This window comes from Bacillus sp. F9_6S_D1_P_5 (assembly GCF_054823925.1).
Genome location: NZ_JBTREW010000001.1, coordinates 471604 through 491193 on the forward strand (window position 1 = coordinate 471604; position 19590 = coordinate 491193).

The 19590-nt window shown below is 35.2% G+C and carries 19 protein-coding genes; 14 read left to right on the forward strand and 5 right to left on the reverse strand.

Annotated features, from left to right (window positions below; all coding sequences use genetic code 11):
- Positions 1 to 148: 148 nt before the first annotated feature.
- On the forward strand, positions 149 to 790 hold the full coding sequence (locus ACUXEY_RS02345; RefSeq protein ID WP_087984211.1) for an ATP F0F1 synthase subunit alpha: 642 nt from the start codon (positions 149 to 151) through the stop codon (positions 788 to 790).
- A gap of 145 nt (positions 791 to 935) precedes the next feature.
- Here ACUXEY_RS02345 and ACUXEY_RS02350 read toward each other — a convergent pair whose 3' ends face one another.
- The gene (locus ACUXEY_RS02350) at positions 936 to 1808 is read right to left on the reverse strand and encodes a LysR family transcriptional regulator (RefSeq protein ID WP_461299988.1); all 873 of its coding nucleotides are present in this window, start codon (positions 1806 to 1808) and stop codon (positions 936 to 938) included.
- 188 nt (positions 1809 to 1996) lie between these two features.
- Between ACUXEY_RS02350 and ACUXEY_RS02355 the strand changes: the two genes are divergently transcribed.
- The 7 genes from ACUXEY_RS02355 to ACUXEY_RS02385 all read left to right on the forward strand — a co-directional run bounded on the left by ACUXEY_RS02355 (position 1997) and on the right by ACUXEY_RS02385 (position 9841).
- Positions 1997 to 2725, forward strand: coding sequence for a (Fe-S)-binding protein (locus ACUXEY_RS02355; protein WP_429602531.1), 729 nt, complete (start codon positions 1997 to 1999; stop codon positions 2723 to 2725).
- Entirely contained in the window at positions 2722 to 4134 is a 1413-nt protein-coding gene (locus tag ACUXEY_RS02360; protein ID WP_461299989.1) for a LutB/LldF family L-lactate oxidation iron-sulfur protein, read from the forward strand. Before ACUXEY_RS02355 ends, ACUXEY_RS02360 begins: the two co-directional genes overlap by 4 nt.
- Position 4135: 1 nt before the next feature.
- Positions 4136 to 4828 (forward strand): LutC/YkgG family protein, encoded by a 693-nt coding sequence (locus tag ACUXEY_RS02365; RefSeq protein WP_461299990.1) that lies wholly within the window; start codon positions 4136 to 4138, stop codon positions 4826 to 4828.
- Between the two features lie 40 nt (positions 4829 to 4868).
- Positions 4869 to 6221 carry an MFS transporter gene (locus ACUXEY_RS02370; protein WP_461300042.1) on the forward strand — a complete coding sequence of 451 codons (1353 nt, stop codon included), beginning with the start codon at positions 4869 to 4871 and terminating at the stop codon, positions 6219 to 6221.
- 572 nt (positions 6222 to 6793) lie between these two features.
- Positions 6794 to 7633 (forward strand): YitT family protein, encoded by an 840-nt coding sequence (locus ACUXEY_RS02375; protein ID WP_000747488.1) that lies wholly within the window; start codon positions 6794 to 6796, stop codon positions 7631 to 7633.
- 152 nt (positions 7634 to 7785) lie between these two features.
- The gene (locus ACUXEY_RS02380) at positions 7786 to 8463 is read left to right on the forward strand and encodes a response regulator transcription factor (RefSeq protein ID WP_429602528.1); all 678 of its coding nucleotides are present in this window, start codon (positions 7786 to 7788) and stop codon (positions 8461 to 8463) included.
- 1 nt (position 8464) lies between these two features.
- On the forward strand, positions 8465 to 9841 hold the full coding sequence (locus ACUXEY_RS02385; RefSeq protein WP_429602527.1) for a sensor histidine kinase: 1377 nt from the start codon (positions 8465 to 8467) through the stop codon (positions 9839 to 9841).
- A 108-nt stretch (positions 9842 to 9949) separates the two neighbouring features.
- On the opposite strand, the gene ACUXEY_RS02390 is transcribed toward ACUXEY_RS02385, so the two are convergent.
- Together ACUXEY_RS02390 and ACUXEY_RS02395 are read right to left on the reverse strand one after the other, a co-directional pair.
- Positions 9950 to 11209 (reverse strand): MFS transporter, encoded by a 1260-nt coding sequence (locus tag ACUXEY_RS02390; RefSeq protein ID WP_461299991.1) that lies wholly within the window; start codon positions 11207 to 11209, stop codon positions 9950 to 9952.
- Between the two features lie 69 nt (positions 11210 to 11278).
- A complete protein-coding gene (locus ACUXEY_RS02395; protein ID WP_166703071.1) occupies positions 11279 to 11902 on the reverse strand; it encodes an ArsR/SmtB family transcription factor in 624 nt (207 codons plus the stop codon).
- Between the two features lie 185 nt (positions 11903 to 12087).
- On the opposite strand from ACUXEY_RS02395, the gene ACUXEY_RS02400 reads away from it, so the two are divergent.
- Both ACUXEY_RS02400 and ACUXEY_RS02405 read left to right on the forward strand, forming a co-directional pair.
- The gene (locus ACUXEY_RS02400; protein WP_074594144.1) at positions 12088 to 13152 is read left to right on the forward strand and encodes an ABC transporter permease; all 1065 of its coding nucleotides are present in this window, start codon (positions 12088 to 12090) and stop codon (positions 13150 to 13152) included.
- Positions 13152 to 13823: an ABC transporter ATP-binding protein gene (locus ACUXEY_RS02405; RefSeq protein WP_000202604.1), complete on the forward strand. Its 672-nt coding sequence runs from the start codon at positions 13152 to 13154 to the stop codon at positions 13821 to 13823. The genes ACUXEY_RS02400 and ACUXEY_RS02405 overlap by 1 nt, the downstream gene beginning before the upstream one ends.
- A 46-nt stretch (positions 13824 to 13869) precedes the next feature.
- Here ACUXEY_RS02405 and ACUXEY_RS02410 read toward each other — a convergent pair whose 3' ends face one another.
- Positions 13870 to 14988: an LPXTG cell wall anchor domain-containing protein gene (locus ACUXEY_RS02410; protein ID WP_461299992.1), complete on the reverse strand. Its 1119-nt coding sequence runs from the start codon at positions 14986 to 14988 to the stop codon at positions 13870 to 13872.
- A gap of 142 nt (positions 14989 to 15130) precedes the next feature.
- Positions 15131 to 15712 carry an AAA family ATPase gene (locus tag ACUXEY_RS02415; RefSeq protein ID WP_461299993.1) on the reverse strand — a complete coding sequence of 194 codons (582 nt, stop codon included), beginning with the start codon at positions 15710 to 15712 and terminating at the stop codon, positions 15131 to 15133.
- Between the two features lie 357 nt (positions 15713 to 16069).
- Here ACUXEY_RS02415 and ACUXEY_RS02420 point away from each other — a divergent pair, with 357 nt between their 5' ends.
- The 4 genes from ACUXEY_RS02420 (at position 16070) to ACUXEY_RS02435 (ending at position 19535) form a co-directional block, all read left to right on the forward strand.
- On the forward strand, positions 16070 to 16543 hold the full coding sequence (locus tag ACUXEY_RS02420; protein WP_000501002.1) for a DUF4188 domain-containing protein: 474 nt from the start codon (positions 16070 to 16072) through the stop codon (positions 16541 to 16543).
- Positions 16544 to 16730: 187 nt separating this feature from the next.
- On the forward strand, positions 16731 to 17651 hold the full coding sequence (locus tag ACUXEY_RS02425) for a class I SAM-dependent methyltransferase (protein WP_461299994.1): 921 nt from the start codon (positions 16731 to 16733) through the stop codon (positions 17649 to 17651).
- Positions 17652 to 17797: 146 nt separating this feature from the next.
- The gene (locus ACUXEY_RS02430) at positions 17798 to 18592 is read left to right on the forward strand and encodes a MerR family transcriptional regulator (protein ID WP_429602522.1); all 795 of its coding nucleotides are present in this window, start codon (positions 17798 to 17800) and stop codon (positions 18590 to 18592) included.
- Positions 18593 to 18701: 109 nt separating this feature from the next.
- Positions 18702 to 19535 (forward strand): lysostaphin resistance A-like protein, encoded by an 834-nt coding sequence (locus tag ACUXEY_RS02435; protein WP_461299995.1) that lies wholly within the window; start codon positions 18702 to 18704, stop codon positions 19533 to 19535.
- Positions 19536 to 19590: the final 55 nt, after the last annotated feature.

Below are 19590 nucleotides of genomic sequence, written 5' to 3' on the forward strand. Positions count from 1 at the left end.
GGAAAAACGCTTTGTATTTAAAAAGTACAGTATGCAACATTGCATAAGAAAGATGGTTGCTATTTTGTATAACCTGTAACTATAATAGTTACAGGTTGGTCGTATCCAATCAAAAAAATAAAATCATCATGAATGGAGATGTTTCATAATGGGTATGAAAAAATTAATTTTAGCAGGTGCTTTAGGAATCGCAGCATTATCAGGAACGAATTTACCAGGATTAGAAGTAACAAAAGCGAGTGCAGCTTCTATTGAATCGAATTTCTCGACGTTAGAAGGGCGAGTGGTAGAAGTAGATAACGGTGTAATTGTCGTAAAATCTAAGCAATATGAGGAGCCTGTTAGTGTATACATGGATACTTTCTCAAATGTGAAAGTAGGAGATGAGGTTAAAGCTACTGGGTCTATGATGCGTAATTTTACAGAATATATGGTTGCAACTGCAATTGAAAATACAACAAACAAGTTAGGCATGCACATGAAAGAAGATGGCTCACCTGATTATGTAATTGGGGAAGTATCAAAAGTTGGAATGATGGAAGAGGGGGGAGAAGGTTTTACAAAATATGTCGTAGTTGAGTATCCATCACTAAACGGTAAGAAAGTCATTATTGATGTTTTCTTAACGAAGGGACAAGTATTTAATACGGGTGAGAAAGTAAAAATTGATATGAAGTATGTGGGCTGGGGCGGAAGTTCTATTAACTGGAACACAACGGACAATATTGAAAAAGTTTATGAGGTAAAGAGCAACGTTGAAAATAATGATGATGTTTGGATTTGGTCTTAATTAGAATTCTATAATTAACAAATGTAACATGCAGCACCCATCAAATGATTATTTGATGGGTGCTTTTTTCTGTTTAAAAGGATTAATGCACCATTCTCGTATGCACATAAGCGAAGAGATGCATCGCTACACCTCCAAAATGAATTCATGTACATTCTATAAATCGTTGTGCTCTTTTAGAGAGCGTCCGATCTTTCAGCCATATAATCGACGATTCGGACTGATAAGGAAAATCCATTACATCTACTATTTTTATAAATTCTTGCGAGATATGAGATACAGCACTTTTTGGCAGGATAGACGCGCCGACTCCAGTCATGATAAGCATAAGAATAAATGCGGAGTCTGGACATTCACATGCTATGTTTAATTGAATACCAAGGTGCTTGCATTCATCAATGACGAGCTGATGATAACTGTTTTCTATATCTTTATGTAAAAGTAAGAGGGGAATATGACTTAATTCGGTTAGAGGGATTGGAAGCTGTGAGTGATAGAGTTCCCATTTAGCAGGCATCACTAATACGAATGGTTCCTTTGATAAACTAATACTAGAAAAAACATCTTTATTAAAGGGCGCGCGTAAAATAGCAAGTTCAATATTCCGACTTTCTAATTGCTCTATTAAGTATAAAGGGCCACCTTCCCATATTTTTAAGTTCACATGTGGATAGTTATCTTGAAAATAGCGGATTTTTTCAGAGAGAAAAGGAATGCAAGAATGGAATGCTCCAATAGATAGATTACCCCTTAGCCCTTCACCGGTATCTTTAATTTCCGTAATGGTTTCTTCTAATTGTTGAATAATGTTTTTGGCTTTCGTATATAAAATTTTACCTTCTTCAGTCAAATGCATATTTCGACCGTTTCTTTCAAATAAGTTTACTGATAATTCTTGTTCCAGTAGTGATAGTTGTCTACTTAAAGGTGGCTGTGCCATATGAAGCCGCTGGGCAGCGCGGGTAAGTTGTTTTTCTTCGGCGATTACAGTAAAGTAACGAAGTTTTCTTATATCCATTTCAAAGTCCCTTCTATACCGTTTTTGTATACAAAAACAACCTTATAGATAGTTTTCATATAATATCCCACATGATATCATAAACAAAAAGTTTTAAAAATAGAAAATTCTAAAAATTTAAAATTTAAAATTTAATTCGGTAGAATTATAACTTGAAAATAGATCGTACCGTTTTAAGGGGGGTTTTTATGAAAGTTTCGTTGTTTATTACTTGTTTATCAGATATGTTTTTTCCTGAAGTAGGTAAAAGTGTCGTAGAAATTATGAAGCAATGTGGAGTGGAACTAGATTTCCCAGAAGGACAGACTTGTTGCGGACAACCAGCTTACAATAGCGGATATCAAGAAGAAGCAAAACTAGCAGCAAAGCAAATGATAAAAGCATTTGAGCATAGTGAATATATTGTGACGCCTTCAGGTTCTTGTGCCAGCATGGTTTATCATTATTATAAAGAAATGTTTAAAGACGATAGTGAATGGTATGAAAAAGCGGTTCATTTAGCGGATAGAACGTATGAGCTGACGGATTTTTTAATAAATGTACTTGGAAAAAGTGATTTGAAATCTAAGTTGGTTGAGAAAGCTGTCTTCCATCAATCTTGTCATATGAGTCGTGCGCTCGGGATAAAAGACGAGCCCCTAAAGTTATTATCGCAAGTAGAAGGTCTAGACGTAAAAGAATTACCATATTGCCAAGATTGCTGCGGGTTTGGTGGTACTTTTGCAGTAAAAATGAGCTCGATTTCTGAAACGATGGTTGATGAAAAAATAAAACATATTGAGGCGACAGAAGCCAATCTCTTAATTGGAGCAGATATGGGATGCCTTATGAATATTGGAGGAAGGTTGCGCAGAAAAAATAACAATATTCAAGTGTTACATGTAGCAGAAGTACTGGCGAAGGGGCTGAATAAATGAGTGTGGCGGGGAAACAAAGTTTTTTGAAAAGAGTCGATAAAGCGTTGCACGATCCGCAGATGAGAACCGCAGTTCCGTTTACACAAGATCGGCTTCGGATGGGACGAGAACAAGCTACACATGAATTAGGAAATATGGAAGAATGGCGTGAGGCAGCATCTGAAATTCGGATGCATACAATTGAAAATTTAGATAGTTATTTGGAACAATTAGCTACTAATGTTCGAAAAAATGGAGGGCATGTTCATTTTGCTTTCAAAGCAGAAGATGCCGTATCATATGTTTCTGAAATCGTAAGAAAAAAAGGAGCGAAATCAGTAATTAAGTCGAAGTCCATGGTTTCAGAAGAAATACATCTTAATAAAAAACTAGAAGAGATAGGAGTAAAAGTAGTAGAGTCTGATCTTGGAGAGTATATTATTCAATTAGCTGGAGAAGCTCCATCGCATTTAATTGCTCCAGCTATTCATAAGACAAAGGAACAAGTAGCAGAGCTTTTTTCTAAGGAAGCTGGAAGAAAGATACCGGTTGATACGAATCAACTACTACAATTTGCTAGGGAGCAATTGCGTAAAGAGTTTTTAGAAGCTGATATTGGTATTTCTGGTTGTAACTTTGCAGTAGCGGAATCTGGATCAGTTGTTCTTATAAGTAATGAAGGAAATGCTCGACTTACTACGACATTGCCAAAAGTTCATATTGCTATTATGGGAATGGAGCGCCTTGTTCCGACATGGAAAGATCTTGATGTAGTCGTTTCAATGTTAACAAGAAGTGCGACAGGCCAAAAGATTACATCTTATGTAACTGGAATTAATGGCGCGCGTTTATCTGAGGATATGGATGGACCTGAAGAATTTCATTTAATTATTCTAGATAATGGTCGTTCTGATATTTTAGGAACTGCTTATGAAGAAGTATTAAAGTGTATAAGATGCGGAGCATGTGTAAATGTTTGTCCTGTGTATCGTAATATTGGAGGCCATGCTTATGGAAGTGTGTATAGCGGACCAATTGGGGCAGTACTAGCGCCTTTATTAGAAGGGTATGAAGAATTAAAAGAACTACCTTTTGCATCAAGTTTGTGCGGAGCGTGTACAGACGTTTGCCCTGTGAAAATTCCATTACATGACCTTCTCATTGAACATCGTAAAGATGTGGTGGAACAAGGGTTTATAACGAAATTTGAGAAACTGGCCTTTAAAGGTTTCACGTTTATGGCGAGCCATCCGTTCGTTTATGAGAAAACTATTAAAATGGCACACACAGGTTTATCTATATTTGCAAAAGATGGATATATTGCGAATGGTCCCGGCCCATTAAAAGGGTGGACAGAAAGTAGAGATTTTCCAAAACCTGCGAAACAATCATTCCGTGATTGGTGGAAAAAAGAAATGAGGGATTCATAATATGAATACGGATGTACAACAATCTTTTTTAAACAATATCGCACGTAAATTAAACCGAGAACGTCGCTCGGGGGTCACTCCTCCTAAGTGGAAAAACAATCCACTCAGACACTTTCCTAAAGAGATAAATCACGAAAGTTTAGTAGAGCAGTTTATTGCAAACTTACATATTTTACATACAGAAGTAAGTCATATATACCGTTCAGAAATAGAGAGTGCACTTCAGTACGTTGTACATAAATTTCATGTTCAATCTGCGGTGTATTGGGATGATGATAGATTACATGAACTTGAAATAGAAAAGCATTTAACAGGAAATTTCGTTTCTCATCGAATTTGGAAAAGTAAAGAAGGGGAAAGAGAACTACGGGACTATGCAGCACAAGTAGATATGGGAATTACATATGCCGAAATGGGACTCGCTGAGACTGGAACCGTTGTTTTATGGAATGGCGGTGGACGCGGACGTTTAGTTAGCGTTTTGCCAGCAGTTTATGTAGCGATTCTCTCAGAACATACCATTTATAGACGTTTAACAGAAGGAGTAACTAGCATTCACGAACAGGTTCCGAATGGATTACCTGCCTGTATTAATTTTATCACTGGACCGAGCCGGACAGGTGATATTGAGATGGAATTAGCTTTTGGAGTTCATGGTCCTGGAAATGTTCATGTCATTTTATTAAAGGATTAGAGAGAAAAACAAAAGAATATGAGGAGGAGTGGGGATTTTGATGAAGAATAAATTTCGTTATTATGTCTTTACAATGCTCACGTTTATTACGATGGTGAATTATATTGATCGAGGGGCCATCGCTTATGCGCAGTCTTTCATTATAAAAGAATATGGCTTTGACCCGAAGGAATGGGGAGCTATATTAGGGTATTTTGGTTACGGTTACATGATTGGTTCTTTATTAGGAGGTATTTTTTCAGATAAAAAAGGACCGAAATTTGTATGGATCGTAGCAGCAACTGCTTGGTCTATTTTTGAAATTGCGACCGCTTTTGCTGGAGAAATAGGGATTGTTGTTTTTGGAGGGTCTGCTTTAATAGGATTTGCTATCTTCCGCGTTTTATTCGGCTTAACAGAAGGTCCATCTTTCGCGGTTTCGAATAAGACAGCAGCAAACTGGGCGGCTCCGAAAGAAAGAGCGTTTCTAACATCCCTTGGTTTTGTTGGTGTTCCGTTAGGGGCAGTATTAACGGCACCTGTAGCGGTCTTCTTACTATCTTTCACTAGTTGGAAAATCATGTTTTTTATCCTTGGTACAATTGGTATTGTATGGGCGATTATTTGGTATTTTACTTTTACGAATATGCCTGAGGACCATCCAAGAGTGACAAAAGAAGAACTAGCTGAAATAAGAAGTACAGAAGGTGTACTTCAATCCGTAAAAGCAGAGAAAGAAATTCAAAAAGAGCCTTGGTATTCCTTTTTTAAAGTTCCAACATTCGTTATGGTTACGATAGCATATTTTTGTTTCCAATATATCAATTTTTTAATATTAACTTGGACACCGAAATATTTGCAAGATGTATTCCATTTTCAATTATCCTCCCTTTGGTATCTTGGGATGATTCCTTGGCTTGGAGCCTGTATCACATTGCCGCTAGGGGCGAAGCTATCTGATCGTATTTTACGTAAAACAGGGAATCTTCGTTTAGCTCGAACAGGGTTACCAATAATTGCTTTATTCCTTACAGCAGTTTGTTTTAGCTTCATTCCCGCGATGGACAATTATGTAGCTGTATTAGCGCTTATGTCGCTTGGAAATGCGTTTGCTTTTTTACCGAGTTCATTATTTTGGGCAATTATTGTCGATACAGCTCCTGCTTACGCAGGAACATATAGTGGAATTATGCATTTCATCGCTAATATCGCGACAATTTTAGCCCCGACTTTAACTGGATATTTAGTTGTAAGCTATGGCTATCCTTCTATGTTTATCGTAGCTGCCATTTTGGCCGCTATTGCAATGGGGGCAATGTTATTTGTAAAGCCAGGGCAGCAAGCGAAGACTGAAAGCTTATTTAATTGGAGAGGTAAGAAGAGGTTAGAGGAACCTCGTGCTAATTTTGAATGAGTAATGAAGTGAACCCGAATAGTGGTATATGAAAAAACTCCTGAATTTGCATACTAAGTATGCAAATTTAATGGAGTTTTTTATTTGAAGAAAAAAGAAAAAGTGAAATAATCAAATAAACAATAAGAAAGCATTTGAATTAATCTTTTTTTCGGATTTACATGAATAAGTGCGGGGAGACAATATGTATAATCCAATTAAAAGGATATGAGTGATAGTAATCAATACCGAGGTATAGGCGGGGATAAAATGACATATAAATCTCTGTGATCAAATATTTAATGCGAAGTCTATTCTATAGCTTCGCCTATTTGCTTTGTATTCGAAGTTAGTGCGAGTGAGTATTGATATTCATTTTTTTAGTGTCAATTGCATGTGAAATCAAAACTTTATTTGCAGCACATAATAAATACAGTTGTTGTCCTTTTTTTATGACATGTGGATATAGGATAAAGTTGATTTATCATCCTATATTAAAATAAAAATAAACCACTGTTCGATTTGAATATTCCACGATATAATGGTGAGAGTTTATGACAGAATAAATATTTACATAAGAAGTGAGGTACTGTATGAAAAAAAGAACGACAGACATTATTTTTATTATTATCGGTGCATTTCTTTTTGCGTTAGGTGTCAATTTGTTTGTTATCCCGAACGAGTTTGGTGAGGGTGGGGTAACAGGTATCACGATTATTACGTACTATTTATTTGAATGGTCACCGGGCTTAGTTAACTTAATTTTAAATGCAATTTTGTTAATAGCCGGTTATAAATTTTTAAATAAGATCACAACAATTTATACGATTATCGCTGTAGTTACGAACTCGTTATTCCTTCATTTGACAGAAGGGTGGACGATTGCTTCGGATGAAATGCTCGTAAATGCCATTTTCGGAGGAATATTTATTGGATGCGGGATTGGTCTTATTATTCGCGTTGGCGGAACAACTGCAGGTACTACCATCTTAGCAAGGATGACGCATAAGTATTTAGGATGGAGCATTAGCTACGGTCTACTGTTCTTCGATTTAATCGTTGCGTTTTCATCTTATTTCATCATTGGTGCAGAAAAACTGATGATAACAATTATTATGCTATATGTAGCAACGAAAGTGATGGAATTTGTAATTGAAGGTTTAAATCCGAAGAAGGCTATTACGATTATTTCTGATAACCCGAATGAAATTGCCGGGAAGGTAACTACGTTAATGGGCAGAGGGGTTACGGTGTACTCAGGTCATGGCTATTACACGAAAACTCCGAAGGAAATTCTTTATGTTGTTATTAATAAGCAAGAAGTAGTAAAACTAAAACGGATTGTTCAAACTACAGATCCGGCTGCGTTCATCGCTATACACGATGTTCGTGATGTGTTCGGAGAAGGATTCGTTGATATTTCTAAAGCTTAGAACTTATTTTTCATTAAAATAATCTTAAAACTAAAACGTAAGAATCTATTTTGAATAATCTTTTTTCAAAATAGATTCTTTTTCTTTTTCTTGCAAAAAATCCAATTGTTTCTTAAGGTAAGGATGTAGAAGGATGAACAAGAGAGGGTTTAATGAAGATGATACATATTTTATTAGCTGATGATGATAAGCATATTAGAGAGTTGTTACATTACCATTTACAAAAAGAGGGGTTTAAAGTTTTCGAAGCGGAAGATGGAAAAGTAGCGCAAGACGTTTTAGAGAAAGAAAATATTCATCTTGCGATAGTAGACATTATGATGCCATTTGTTGATGGCTATACGTTATGTGAAGAAATCCGGAAGTATCATGATATACCGGTTATTTTATTAACTGCGAAAGATCAGTTAGTTGATAAAGAAAAAGGATTCATTTCTGGTACAGACGATTATATTGTAAAACCATTTGAGCCAGCTGAAGTCATTTTCCGTATGAAAGCATTGCTGCGTCGTTATCAAATGTTGAGTGCTGATATGATTACGCTGCACGGAACGACTATTGACCGAAAAGGGTTTGAGGTGAAGTGTAACGGTCAAACGATTTTACTTCCGCTGAAGGAATTTGAATTGTTATCACAAATTGCTAGTTATCCGGGAAGAACATTTTCAAGAGAAGAGTTAATTGAGCTAGTATGGGGAATGGATTTTGAAGGGGATGAACGAACGGTGGACGTTCATGTGAAGCGACTACGAGATCGTTTCTCAAAACGAACGGATGATTTTCAAATTACGACAGTACGCGGACTCGGTTATAAGTTGGAGTTGAAATAAAATGAAATCATTATACTCTAGATTTGTTTTTATGACGGTTGGAATCATGCTACTTAGCAGTATTATCGGTTTTTTATTAACAAATGTGTACTATCAAGTGAAGTTAAAACCGTACAATAGTGAAAAGATTTTAAAGTATGCGGAAGAAGTAAAATCGTTATATGAAAAGCAAAGTGAAGAAAATCAAGAAGCATACTTACATTCTATTGCGAAGCTAGGGTATGAAATTTATATTGTCGATGATCAAAAGAATGGAAAGCGTATCGGTAATGCGTTTCGTAAGACGACGATAAGTGATGATACCGTTCATAAAGTATTGAATGGCGAAACGTTTAATGGCGTTTCTACATATCCGACTCGCCTATTTATTACCGGTTTTTTCGATAATGAATTAATAAATAGTGTCGGTGTACCAGTACAACACGGTGATAAACAGTACGCTTTATTTATTCGTCCTGACATTCAGAACCAATTTGGCGAGATGCGAATTTTCTTAGCGGTATTACTTGGATTTATCGTACTATTAAGTATCATCTTCATAGCGATTGCAGCAGGTTATATCGTTCGTCCGATTCGTAAATTTACGAACGCCACGCAAAAAATTGCGAGTGGTAAATATGAAATTGAATTAGACGTAAAACGAAAAGATGAAATAGGAACGTTATCTACAAGCTTCCAAAAGATGACGAAAAGTATTAAAGAACTAGATGAAATGAGACAAGAATTCGTTTCGAACGTTTCACATGAATTCCAGTCACCGCTTTCTTCCATACAAGGATTTTCGAAGACGTTGCAAACAGAAAAGATGAGCGTGGAAGAAAGAAACCATTACTTACAAATTATTGAGGGCGAAAGTAAGCGAATGTCTAGTTTATGTAAACAGTTACTTACGCTAGCGTCATTAGATAAAGAAGAGAAAGTGTTGCAAATAAAAGAATTCAATTTGCAGAAGCAAATTAAAGACGTCATTTTTATGCTCGAATGGAAATGGCGTGAAAAAGATATCGCCGTTGAATTTGATGTGCCGGATATTATAATACAAGGTGATGAAAACTTACTTCATCAAGTATGGAGTAACATCTTTACGAATAGTATTAAGTTTTCGAACGATGCTGGAACGATTGAATTTGTTGTAGAAGAATTAGAGTCAAGTGTGATGATCTCTATATCAGACAACGGAATCGGTATGGAAAAAGAAGAAATGGATCGTATATTTGATCGTTTTTACAAAGTAGATACAGCAAGGGCAAGAAATGTAGAAGGTAGCGGTTTAGGTTTATCGATTGTGCAGAAGATTGTTGAAATGCATAACGGAAATGTTTCAGTGTATAGTACGAAAGGGGAAGGGACTACTGTTCAGGTGGAGCTTCCGAAATAGATGGAAGAGGCTGTTTGGGAACAGCCTCTTCTTTTTGTCGTTTTTTGTCGGTAAGTCGATATAATCGAAAAATCGCCGATATAAATTTCACGTACCCTCTCACTGCAGCTATAAAGCCGCACCTTTCCCACGTTCTACTTTAAACCGAACCCCAAAAGTATCCGCAGTAATTTCATCAGCTTTTGGCAATGCTCGTAATTTCGGATGAAGCAGCCATACGAGAGAAATAAATAAAATTTCGATGCTAGCGAGCGTGAAAATGAGTTGGCTACTAAATACATTTGCAGCATATCCACCAATTAAAGAACCGAACGGCATAGCGATTGTGCCCATACTTCGCATGACTGAATTGATGCGCCCGATATATTGATTTGGAATTACAATTTGACTAATTGTCGCAAATAATATGTTGGTCGCACCAATTGGAATCCAGGCTAGGCCGAATAATAAGATAGATAGCCATTGAAACGGTACAATCGTAGAGAGAAACCAAAAGATAGCGCCGGTCGCAAAGCTAATAATGGAGACACGGCCAACATTACGTTTGCCAACCCATGAACTGAATAATGCACCGATAAGACTACCTGCTGATATAGCAGCTAAGAAGAACCCATATGATTTCACACCTCCTAAAGAATCAGCGAAAGAAGGGAGTATCGCCATCGTCATACCGATTGAAAAATTAGCGACTACTGAACCGATTAAGAATACGCCCATTAATGAACGAAAGACGATCGAAAAACCTTCTTTTAAATCAGTGAAATATTGTTTAGTTGATAGCGATGTATTGGTTTCTGTTTGCTTTGGCATTTTCAACGAAAAGAATAATAGGGCAGTAATCGCGAATGTAAAAGAGTCGATTACATATAAAGTGATTGCGCCAAATAGTGCTACTAATATGCCAGAAAGCGTCGTACAAATTAAATCGATGCCTTGATATGCAAATGAAAAGAGTGAATTTCCTTTTAATAATTGTGTTTTATGCAGTAGAAGTGGTAAAGCTTTTGATTGTGCGGGATAGGCGAATTGTTCGATAAAGGCTACGATGGGCATGATGATGAGTAGTAGTTGAACTGTTAATAGATCGAAGTAGTGTGTAATAGGAATGATTAATATAAGAATGCATTGCAGAACTTGTGTGATGACGAGGGTGTTTTTGATTGACCATCTATCGACGAATGGACCGGTAAGAAATTGAAGTGCAGAAGGTAATAACGTAAGAAAACCAGCCAATCCAGAATAGAAAGGATTACCACTTAGCTTATATACGAGCCACATCGCGGCTACATAGTATAAGCTATCTCCTATGTTTGTAAAAATTCTCCCTAAAAACAGTAAGAGGAAATTCCGGTTTTTTAATACGTCCATTTAATCTACTCCTTTATAATAAATTTATTCGGTAAAATAAATTTGACCGTTTGTATAAAAAAAATCGTATTACGATTTTTCTTCTTTTTTCACAAATCGCTGCATTGCTCGTTCTTCGATTTGTAGGGCAGTAGTAGAAATGTAGTAAGATTTACTATTTGGATCTTTATCCGCGTCTTTTGTGATCTCGTTTAATTCACCCATCAATTCATAAAACTTTTTCACCCACATTTGAAATTGTTCTGGCGTGGCATCAAACTCCCAGCAAGATGAAACGTAATTCCACTCAGCTGGATCTTCGCTTTCTTTTCGTAATGTAAAGGCTTCTTCTGGTGCAGCGAGAATATGGCTTTTCGTTCTTTCCGTCATTTGTAAAAAGATTTGGCGACCTGATTCGCTTAATATTTCTAAATGAGGTAATAGTTCTGCGGCAGGGGTGAAGCCTTTCGCGACAGATTGATAAAACTTTTGAACGATGCCATTTTTCTCTTCTGTATAAACGATTTCTATAAAACCGTTCTTTTCTAATTCTTTTAAATGATAATGAATTTTCGCCCTTGAAATGCCGAATTTCTCAGATAGTAATTGTCCTGTATAAGGACGTTCGCATAGACGCATCATCATTTCGACACGTAGTGGATCGCTCATTGCTTTTAGTTGGCTATAAGTAGTTAGTGTGAACATGGGCTTCAAAATGATCAACTCCTTAAATGAAATTACTCGGTCAAGATTATTTGACTGAATTGTATCAAGGATTTCAATTATTTTCAATACTTTCTGAAAATTAAATCTTATCCTCTGTAATCTTCTGTTCATATTCCGTTCATAATTCTTTTTTATGATAAGTGCATAGAAAGAAAGAGGAAGGAGCGAGCGAAATGTTTTTAGCTCTGCGTGAATTAAAACAATCAAAATTAAGATATGGATTAATCGGACTTATTATGGTGTTATTATCATTTTTAGTTCTTGTTATTTCAGGATTAGCAAATGGACTATCATATGATAATGCTTCATCGATTCAAAATATGGAGGCAAATAAGTTCGTTTTAGCAGATGATGCGGAAAATAAATTACTTCGTTCACAAATTAAGAAAGACGATGTTGATAACGTAGTAAATCAAGTAGGCGAGAAAGAGGCTGTTCCGTTTCGTGTAAAAGTTTCAACGTATGAAAAGAAAGATAGTTCGAAAAAGGTTGATATCGCTATTTTCTCAAGTGAGCGCGATTCATTTTTAGAGCCGAACATTGTAAAAGGTGAGAAATTAGGCACAGCAAATAATGAAATGGTTGCTGATGAATCAATTAAAGAAAAAGGAATTGATATTGGAGATACAATTATTGATCCTGTTTCAAAGAAAGAATTTACAATCGTTGGATTTACGAAAGATCAAATGTTTAGCCATACACCAGTCGTTTATGTAAATGAAGACGTATGGGGATCTATTTCACAACCAAACCAAAAAGATTATAGTGCAATTGCACTTAACACAGATAAAGAGATTAAAAGTGCACACGTAATTGACAAAAAAGAAGTACTGCAAAGTATTCCAGGATTTAAAGAAGAGCAAGGGACATTAACGATGATCATTGCATTCTTACTAGTTATCGCTGCGTTACTAATCGGCGTATTCTTCTACGTCATTACATTGCAAAAAACACAGCAATTAGGCGTATTAAAAGCAATTGGTACGAAGAACTCTTATTTAGCAAATAGCTTAGTCGTACAGGCGTTATTCTTATCAGTCGTTGCGATGGTAATCAGTATTGTTTTTGTACAAGGATTAGAACAAATTTTACCAGCAGGTATGCCATTCTTATTAACAACACCGATGATTGCACAATATGCAGCAATCTTTATCGTCATTAGTATTTTAGGAACACTTATTTCGTTATACCAAGTATTAAAAGTTGATGCATTAGAAGCAATTGGAGGCGGGATGTAATGACTTCATTATTAAAATTAGACAAAGTAAGTAAAGTGTACGGAGAAGGGAATACAGAAGTAACAGCCCTTCATCCGATGTCGCTTGATGTGAAAGCTGGAGAGTTTATCGGAATTGTCGGTCCTTCTGGATCAGGGAAAAGTACGTTATTATCAATCGCGGGTGCTTTATTATCACCTTCAAAAGGGGATATTTACATTCGTGAGCAAAATATTACGAAGCTATCAGAAAAAGAAATGACAGACATTCGTTTGAAAAAAATCGGCTTCATTTTCCAGTTCGCAAATCTTGTTCCATATTTAAATGTAAAAGAACAATTGCTTTACATTGCAAAGCTTAAAAAAGAAAACAAACAAGAATCAGAAAAGCGTGCGGATCATTTATTAGCAGCATTTGGATTAGGAGAAAGGAAAAATCATTATCCAAATCAATTGTCTGGCGGAGAAAAACAAAGGGTAGCAATCGCTCGCGCGTTTATGAACAATCCGGATTTAATATTAGCGGATGAACCAACAGCAAGCTTAGACTCAAAACGTGCACGTGAAGTTGTAGAAATGATGAAACGTGAAGTGAAAGAGAGCCAAAAAGCAGCAATTATGATTACACATGATGAAAGAATGCTTGATGTATGTGATCGTATATTGACGCTTCGAGATGGGAAGTTAATATAAAGAAAAATGGCCAACCGTACATGCGGTTGGCCTTTGTATAATTGCTTTATTTTGAGAATAACGTTTTAATTTTATTTCGAGTTACTAATAAAATTCCGCCTAATACAGATAACATACCTAAAGCCATATTATTTGATTGCTCACTACCAGCGTTAGGAAGTTCTTTAGCGTTATTGTTTGTGTTTGTAGTACCAGTCTTTGTTTCAGTTTGTTTCGATTGAGAGACTTCATTAATTTTGTTATCTACATTTTGCTTCGTAGTATGTACCTCACCTAATTTGTCCTCAATTTTTTTCTCAGTATGTTTAAAGTCGTTGATTTTAATATCTAAGTCTTGTTTTTTCTTTGTTAAATCGTCTGAAACAGTTTGTTTCGCTTGTTTTATTTCGTTAATTTTATTTAGTAAATCTTCTCTAGCTTTTTGTAATTCAGCTAGTTTGTTTTTTACATCTTGTTTCGCTAGTTCTAAGTTAGCGGAAAGACTATCTAAATTGCCTTTAATTTTCTTAAGTTCCTCTAACGTATTCCCAGTATGCGGCTTATTTTCTTTTAACTCAGCAAGTTTGTCCTCAGCAGTTTGTTTTGCTTTCTTTAACTCAGCTAATTTTTCATCCACCTGTTTTTTAACTTCCTTAAGTTCATTAACCTTTTGATCAATGTTCTCTTTATGTTGCTTAATTTCATTCACTTTTTCATCGACAGTTTGTTTATGTTCTTTAATCTCATTCACTTTGTTATCGATATTTTGCTTATGTTCTTTAACTTCAGCAACTTTATCTTCTACTTGTTTTTTATGCTCTTTTATTTCAGCGATTTTATCTTCGGCGATTTGTTTGTCATGCTGAAGTTTTGCATTTAGCTCTTCTTTACGTTGTTTTATTTCGTTAATTTTTTCATCAGCAACTTGTTTACGCTCATGTAGTTCATTAACCTTCGTATCAACATTTTCCTTAACTTGGTTAAGTTCATTCAACTTTTGATCCACGTTTTCTTTGTGTTGCTGCAATTTCGCATCTAACTCTTGTTTATGTTGCTTAATTTCAGCTAATCGATCTCCTGTACTTTGCTGAGGAGTAGCATCAGTTACTTCCGCATGAGCAGAGTTTGCGCCAGCAATCATTGCTAAAGCTAGTGTAGACGCAGCGATAGTTTGTTTTGTTTTCATATTTTTGTACCTCTTTTCTTTCATATGCATGAGCTATTTTGTGTGAAAATGAGCATATAGAAGTAGATTATCTTATCATTATATACCATGTACGATGTCTAGAGGAAGTATTTGCATAATAATCTATCATTATGTAATTCTCTTATTTTGGAGTAGGGGACAAATCTTTAGCTAGATGAACAATTTCTTTTATAGTAGAGTTTACATCCTTACTATTACGAATAACGAACAAATAATCAGCCTCGTTTTCTATAGGATCGACCACATCTTCATGTTGCGATTCAGCCTGTTGTCGATCGAGTACTTCTTTAAAACTAGAATATCCACCTCTAAAAATATTGGTACTTCGCGTGCTGCGAGCTACTCTTTCATAAAGTACATCATTTGGAATGTCAAAATGAACGAGTATGCGTACATAGTCTTCTTTTGGAAACAATTCATTGAGTAAATACATCCTGCCGTTTCGGCTTCTATTTGAGTTGCAAATAATAAGATGTAAACTTGTATATTCTTTTGCATAATCAACAATGAATTTCGAAAGACCGTGCTTAAATGTATTGGCGCCTTCAGCCGGCTGTAATTTTTCATAATGAGTGTTAATAAATTGTGCTTGGTTGTCTTGATCCATAACGAAAGAGTGGGGGAACTCTTTTTCTAGTTCTTTAGCAAATGTAGTTTTTCCGCTGTGTGTTTTTCCTACGGTAATAATGACGAATCGTTTCATATTGGCCTCCATATGTATTGTTATAATTTGGGTATTCGATGTGAATTGACAATTTTCCTGCTGGGGGATATGCAAAGTGGCTGAGTAGCAATGGGCTGAAAGTTTTACAAAAAAATATTCTGTTTAGAATGGAGGCAGTAATGCTATCGTTACTGAAATATATTATGAAAATGTTCTTGATGAAAAGGAGATTTAAAACAAATATTAATAATAAAAAGGTAAAAACATATACCCTTTATTATTAAATACAGCCTTTCATAAAATCTATGTTGAAGTGATTGGAAAATTAATGGGAAAGTGTTATGGTTTATTTGGAAGCTGCGCATGATTTATGTTCAGTAAAAAAGGGGGATTAAAGTGGGAGCTAAAATTTTTAACGGCAGGCATATAGCTAATAGTAAGGATCAAGAATTTGTTGTTTTTATTATTGGTATGCGTATAAATAACCTATTAAAATTTTGGAAGTGGATACCAGTTTTTAATGCTATGGGACCTATGATTAAAGAATTGTATCAAAACCCACAATGGGGTTTCTTACATACAGAATTCTTCTTTAGTTGGAGAAAGGTGGTCTTAATTCAATACTGGAAGGGATTCGATGAATTAGTAAACTATGCTCACGGAAAAAATCATTCAAATGCTTGGAAATCATATAATAATAAGATTAAAGATAATGGGAGTGTCGGTGTTTTTCACGAAACGTATCAAATAGAAAAAGGCGCTTCTGAAGCAATCTATGTTAATATGCCAAAAACAGGTTTATCTAGAGCTACCGAACATATACCAGTATCTCAAGATACTAATACTGCTCAAAAAAGAATGGATAAATAATTCGAAAACTTGTGTAAATAATTACGGTTTTCCTGCCAGAGAATATACAAAGTGTCGGAGTGGTAGTAGGCTAGAAACTTGACAAAAAAACTTATTTATGCTATAATTTACCAATGTAAAAATAAAGTGTATAATAGGGTTCTCCTGGCCAGGGGAACCCTATTTTTTTGTCAAAATGAAGGAGTGTATGTGCGTGAAAAAAGGTGAAGCAAGTGTAACGTCGCTAGTATCAGCTTTCGGAAGAGCGTATCATAGTGAATTCGATCGTCCTAAAATCTTTGATGATTATGTAGCGAAAGATTTCATTTCACAAAAAGAACGTAACAATATTGAAACGAATATGGTTCAAGGAATACATTTTTTCGATACAGACATTGCACAGCAGTTTCAAGACAATCCACAAGAAATATTAAAATGGATTACACAAGTTCAATTATCCCCAACACCTTTGGCACGCGCGGCGTATTGTGAAAGAGTATTGCTGCATGAAATTGCATTAGGCGCGACACAATACGTCATACTCGGTGCAGGCTTAGACACATTTAGTTTTAGACATCGAGAATTAGAAAAACAAATAAAAATATTTGAAGTGGATCATCCTTCTACGCAAGCGTTTAAAATACAAAAAGTGAAAGAAGCAGAGTTTGAAATTCCAAGCAACCTTCATTTTGTTTCAATGGATTTTACGAAAGGATTTTCTTACGAACAGTTACGGAATGAAGGATTTGAAAATAAAAAGACTTTCTTTAGTCTATTAGGTGTTACGTACTATTTAACGAAAGAGGAGCTTTCTAGTTTAATAGAATACTTATTCGAAATGGTTCCAGAGGGGAGCTCTATCGTATTCGATTATCCGGATGAAAATTTATTTACGGAAAACGGATTGTCCAATCGAGTGGAAAATATGGTGAAAATGGCTGCAGTAGGCGGAGAACCGATGAAATCATGTTTTTCTTATACCGAAATGGAAGCACTGTTAGAGAAGGCGGGCTTACTCATTTATGAGCATTTATCGCCAGAAGACATAAATAAATTATATTTTGAAGGACGAAATGATTATTTAGAAGCTTTTGAGACGGTGTATTATGTGCATGCGGTGAAGAAGTAGAGGATTAGTAGGCATGGGGAGAAATCTCTGTGTCTTTTTTGTGGGAGAACAAGGGGGAAATATTAACTAGGAAGGGAAATTCGATAATGTAAAGAATATGAAGTATGAATGTAATAAATTAAGTAGCAATGATAAAGGAGAGCGTAATGTACACAATTGGACAAGTTGCTAAATTTTTAGATGTATCTAGAGATACTTTAAAGTTTTATGAGGAAAAAGATTTGGTCAAGCCGAAGCAAGATATTGAGAATGGGTATAGAAAATATAATCATTTGGATATATATGATATAACAACGGTCAATTTCTATAGGGAAATGGATATCGAAATAAAAAAAATTCAGGAATTAAGAAAAAGTAAGAGTATAGAGGAAATAAAATCACTGTTGGAAGAGAAAGAACAAGAAGTTTTAGAGGAGATAGAATATAAAAATCTTCTTTTAAAAAAGGTTCAAATTGTAAAAGAAGATTGTGAAAAAATAAAGCAATTCTTAGGGAAATACGTAGTAAAAGAAATGAAGCCTTTAGAAGTAAACGGAGAAATAGAGCATTTTACTGCATATGATGAATATGAATCTTTGAAAAAGAACACGGATAGCTTAAAAAAGGCAGTTACTTTAAACTCTTTACAAAGAGTTATACATTTCAATGAAGAAGGTATTATAGAAGATAAATTTATTATTGTAAGAAAAGTAGAGGGCTCTGATAAAAGAGTGGAAGGAAAAATTCTATCGCATCCAAAATGTATTTATACAGTTATTGAAGATGGAAGGTGGGCAACTGGTGGGGAAAGTATTGATCATAATGTGGAATCCAGTTTAAGAAAAGCGGCGATAGAACAAGGATATGAGCTTTTGGGGCTAGTGTATATAAATATATTACTTACCACGTATGAAGATGAACTTGAGCGTATATTTTTAGAAATTTATGCACCTGTAAAATAATGCAGACATGTATTGACCTGTGAGTAACCCCCAGGTTTAAGCTGAAAGTATCTGTAAATATAAATACTATTATGTTTACGAAATACTTAGTTTGAAATGGGGATTGTGCATGAATAGAGAAAAGAAATTAAAAAAGCCAGTAGCTAGTTTTATTGTACTAACCAATATTATTTTTCTGCCACTTTTTTTACTTGTAGGAGCTACAAGTATGCTAGGATTCCCAGCATGGGTTTTTAATGTAATGTTTTGTATATCGTCTTGGTCCTCAACTTTTGCTTTTGCCGTGTTATTTAAAAAAATCTATCCCGGTCAGAGCTTTATACAATTTGTAAAAGACAAGTTCAAGAACAAACTTAAAGTTTCTGTCCTTCTTATTGTGAGTGCGATTCAAACTTTTATATTTCTAATGATTTTGTTTGTCGTGTCTAAAAATAGTGAAGTAGACTCTATTTTTACTGTCTCTTCATGGGGAATGCTAATCTATTTTTTTGTTAAAAACTTTCTTGCGGGGCCATTGGGAGAAGAACTAGGATGGAGAGGCTTTGCACAAATTGAACTTCAAAAGAAGTATTCACCATTAAAAGCTTCAATAATCATTGGATTTTGGTGGGGGATGTGGCATCTACCTATTTGGTTTACTACAGGATTTGTTGGCATGGACCTAATTAAATATATTCTATTTTTTATGATCTCTATCATATCTATAAAAATCGTCATGACTGCATTTTACAACTTGAATCAGAATTTAATTATTCCAATCATTATCCATCAATTCTTTAATTTTTTTATTGGTATTATAAACGGAAATTTAATAAATCTAATCATGTATAACGCGATATTTTATTTAGTGGTAGCAGTTGTAATGATTGTTATAAATCCAAAGAGAGTTTTGTATGGAGCGGAAGACATGAATAGTAGAAATAGAAAGTATTATAGGGCATAGTGATGTGTCTATAAAAGAAAAGGAAATTAAATTTAGTGATGGTAGGTATATATAT

Coding starts and splice junctions, on each gene's coding strand:
- ACUXEY_RS02390 (WP_461299991.1), bottom strand. CDS start 11,209: ATGGACGTATTAAAAAACCGGAATTTCCTCTTACTGTTTTTAGGGAGA.
- ACUXEY_RS02345 (WP_087984211.1), top strand. CDS start 149: ATGGGTATGAAAAAATTAATTTTAGCAGGTGCTTTAGGAATCGCAGCA.
- ACUXEY_RS02405 (WP_000202604.1), top strand. CDS start 13,152: ATGACTTCATTATTAAAATTAGACAAAGTAAGTAAAGTGTACGGAGAA.
- ACUXEY_RS02385 (WP_429602527.1), top strand. CDS start 8,465: ATGAAATCATTATACTCTAGATTTGTTTTTATGACGGTTGGAATCATG.
- ACUXEY_RS02365 (WP_461299990.1), top strand. CDS start 4,136: ATGAATACGGATGTACAACAATCTTTTTTAAACAATATCGCACGTAAA.
- ACUXEY_RS02410 (WP_461299992.1), bottom strand. CDS start 14,988: ATGAAAACAAAACAAACTATCGCTGCGTCTACACTAGCTTTAGCAATG.
- ACUXEY_RS02400 (WP_074594144.1), top strand. CDS start 12,088: ATGTTTTTAGCTCTGCGTGAATTAAAACAATCAAAATTAAGATATGGA.
- ACUXEY_RS02380 (WP_429602528.1), top strand. CDS start 7,786: ATGAAGATGATACATATTTTATTAGCTGATGATGATAAGCATATTAGA.
- ACUXEY_RS02350 (WP_461299988.1), bottom strand. CDS start 1,808: ATGGATATAAGAAAACTTCGTTACTTTACTGTAATCGCCGAAGAAAAA.
- ACUXEY_RS02360 (WP_461299989.1), top strand. CDS start 2,722: ATGAGTGTGGCGGGGAAACAAAGTTTTTTGAAAAGAGTCGATAAAGCG.
- ACUXEY_RS02355 (WP_429602531.1), top strand. CDS start 1,997: ATGAAAGTTTCGTTGTTTATTACTTGTTTATCAGATATGTTTTTTCCT.
- ACUXEY_RS02435 (WP_461299995.1), top strand. CDS start 18,702: ATGAATAGAGAAAAGAAATTAAAAAAGCCAGTAGCTAGTTTTATTGTA.
- ACUXEY_RS02415 (WP_461299993.1), bottom strand. CDS start 15,712: ATGAAACGATTCGTCATTATTACCGTAGGAAAAACACACAGCGGAAAA.
- ACUXEY_RS02370 (WP_461300042.1), top strand. CDS start 4,869: ATGAAGAATAAATTTCGTTATTATGTCTTTACAATGCTCACGTTTATT.
- ACUXEY_RS02425 (WP_461299994.1), top strand. CDS start 16,731: ATGTGCGTGAAAAAAGGTGAAGCAAGTGTAACGTCGCTAGTATCAGCT.
- ACUXEY_RS02430 (WP_429602522.1), top strand. CDS start 17,798: ATGTACACAATTGGACAAGTTGCTAAATTTTTAGATGTATCTAGAGAT.
- ACUXEY_RS02375 (WP_000747488.1), top strand. CDS start 6,794: ATGAAAAAAAGAACGACAGACATTATTTTTATTATTATCGGTGCATTT.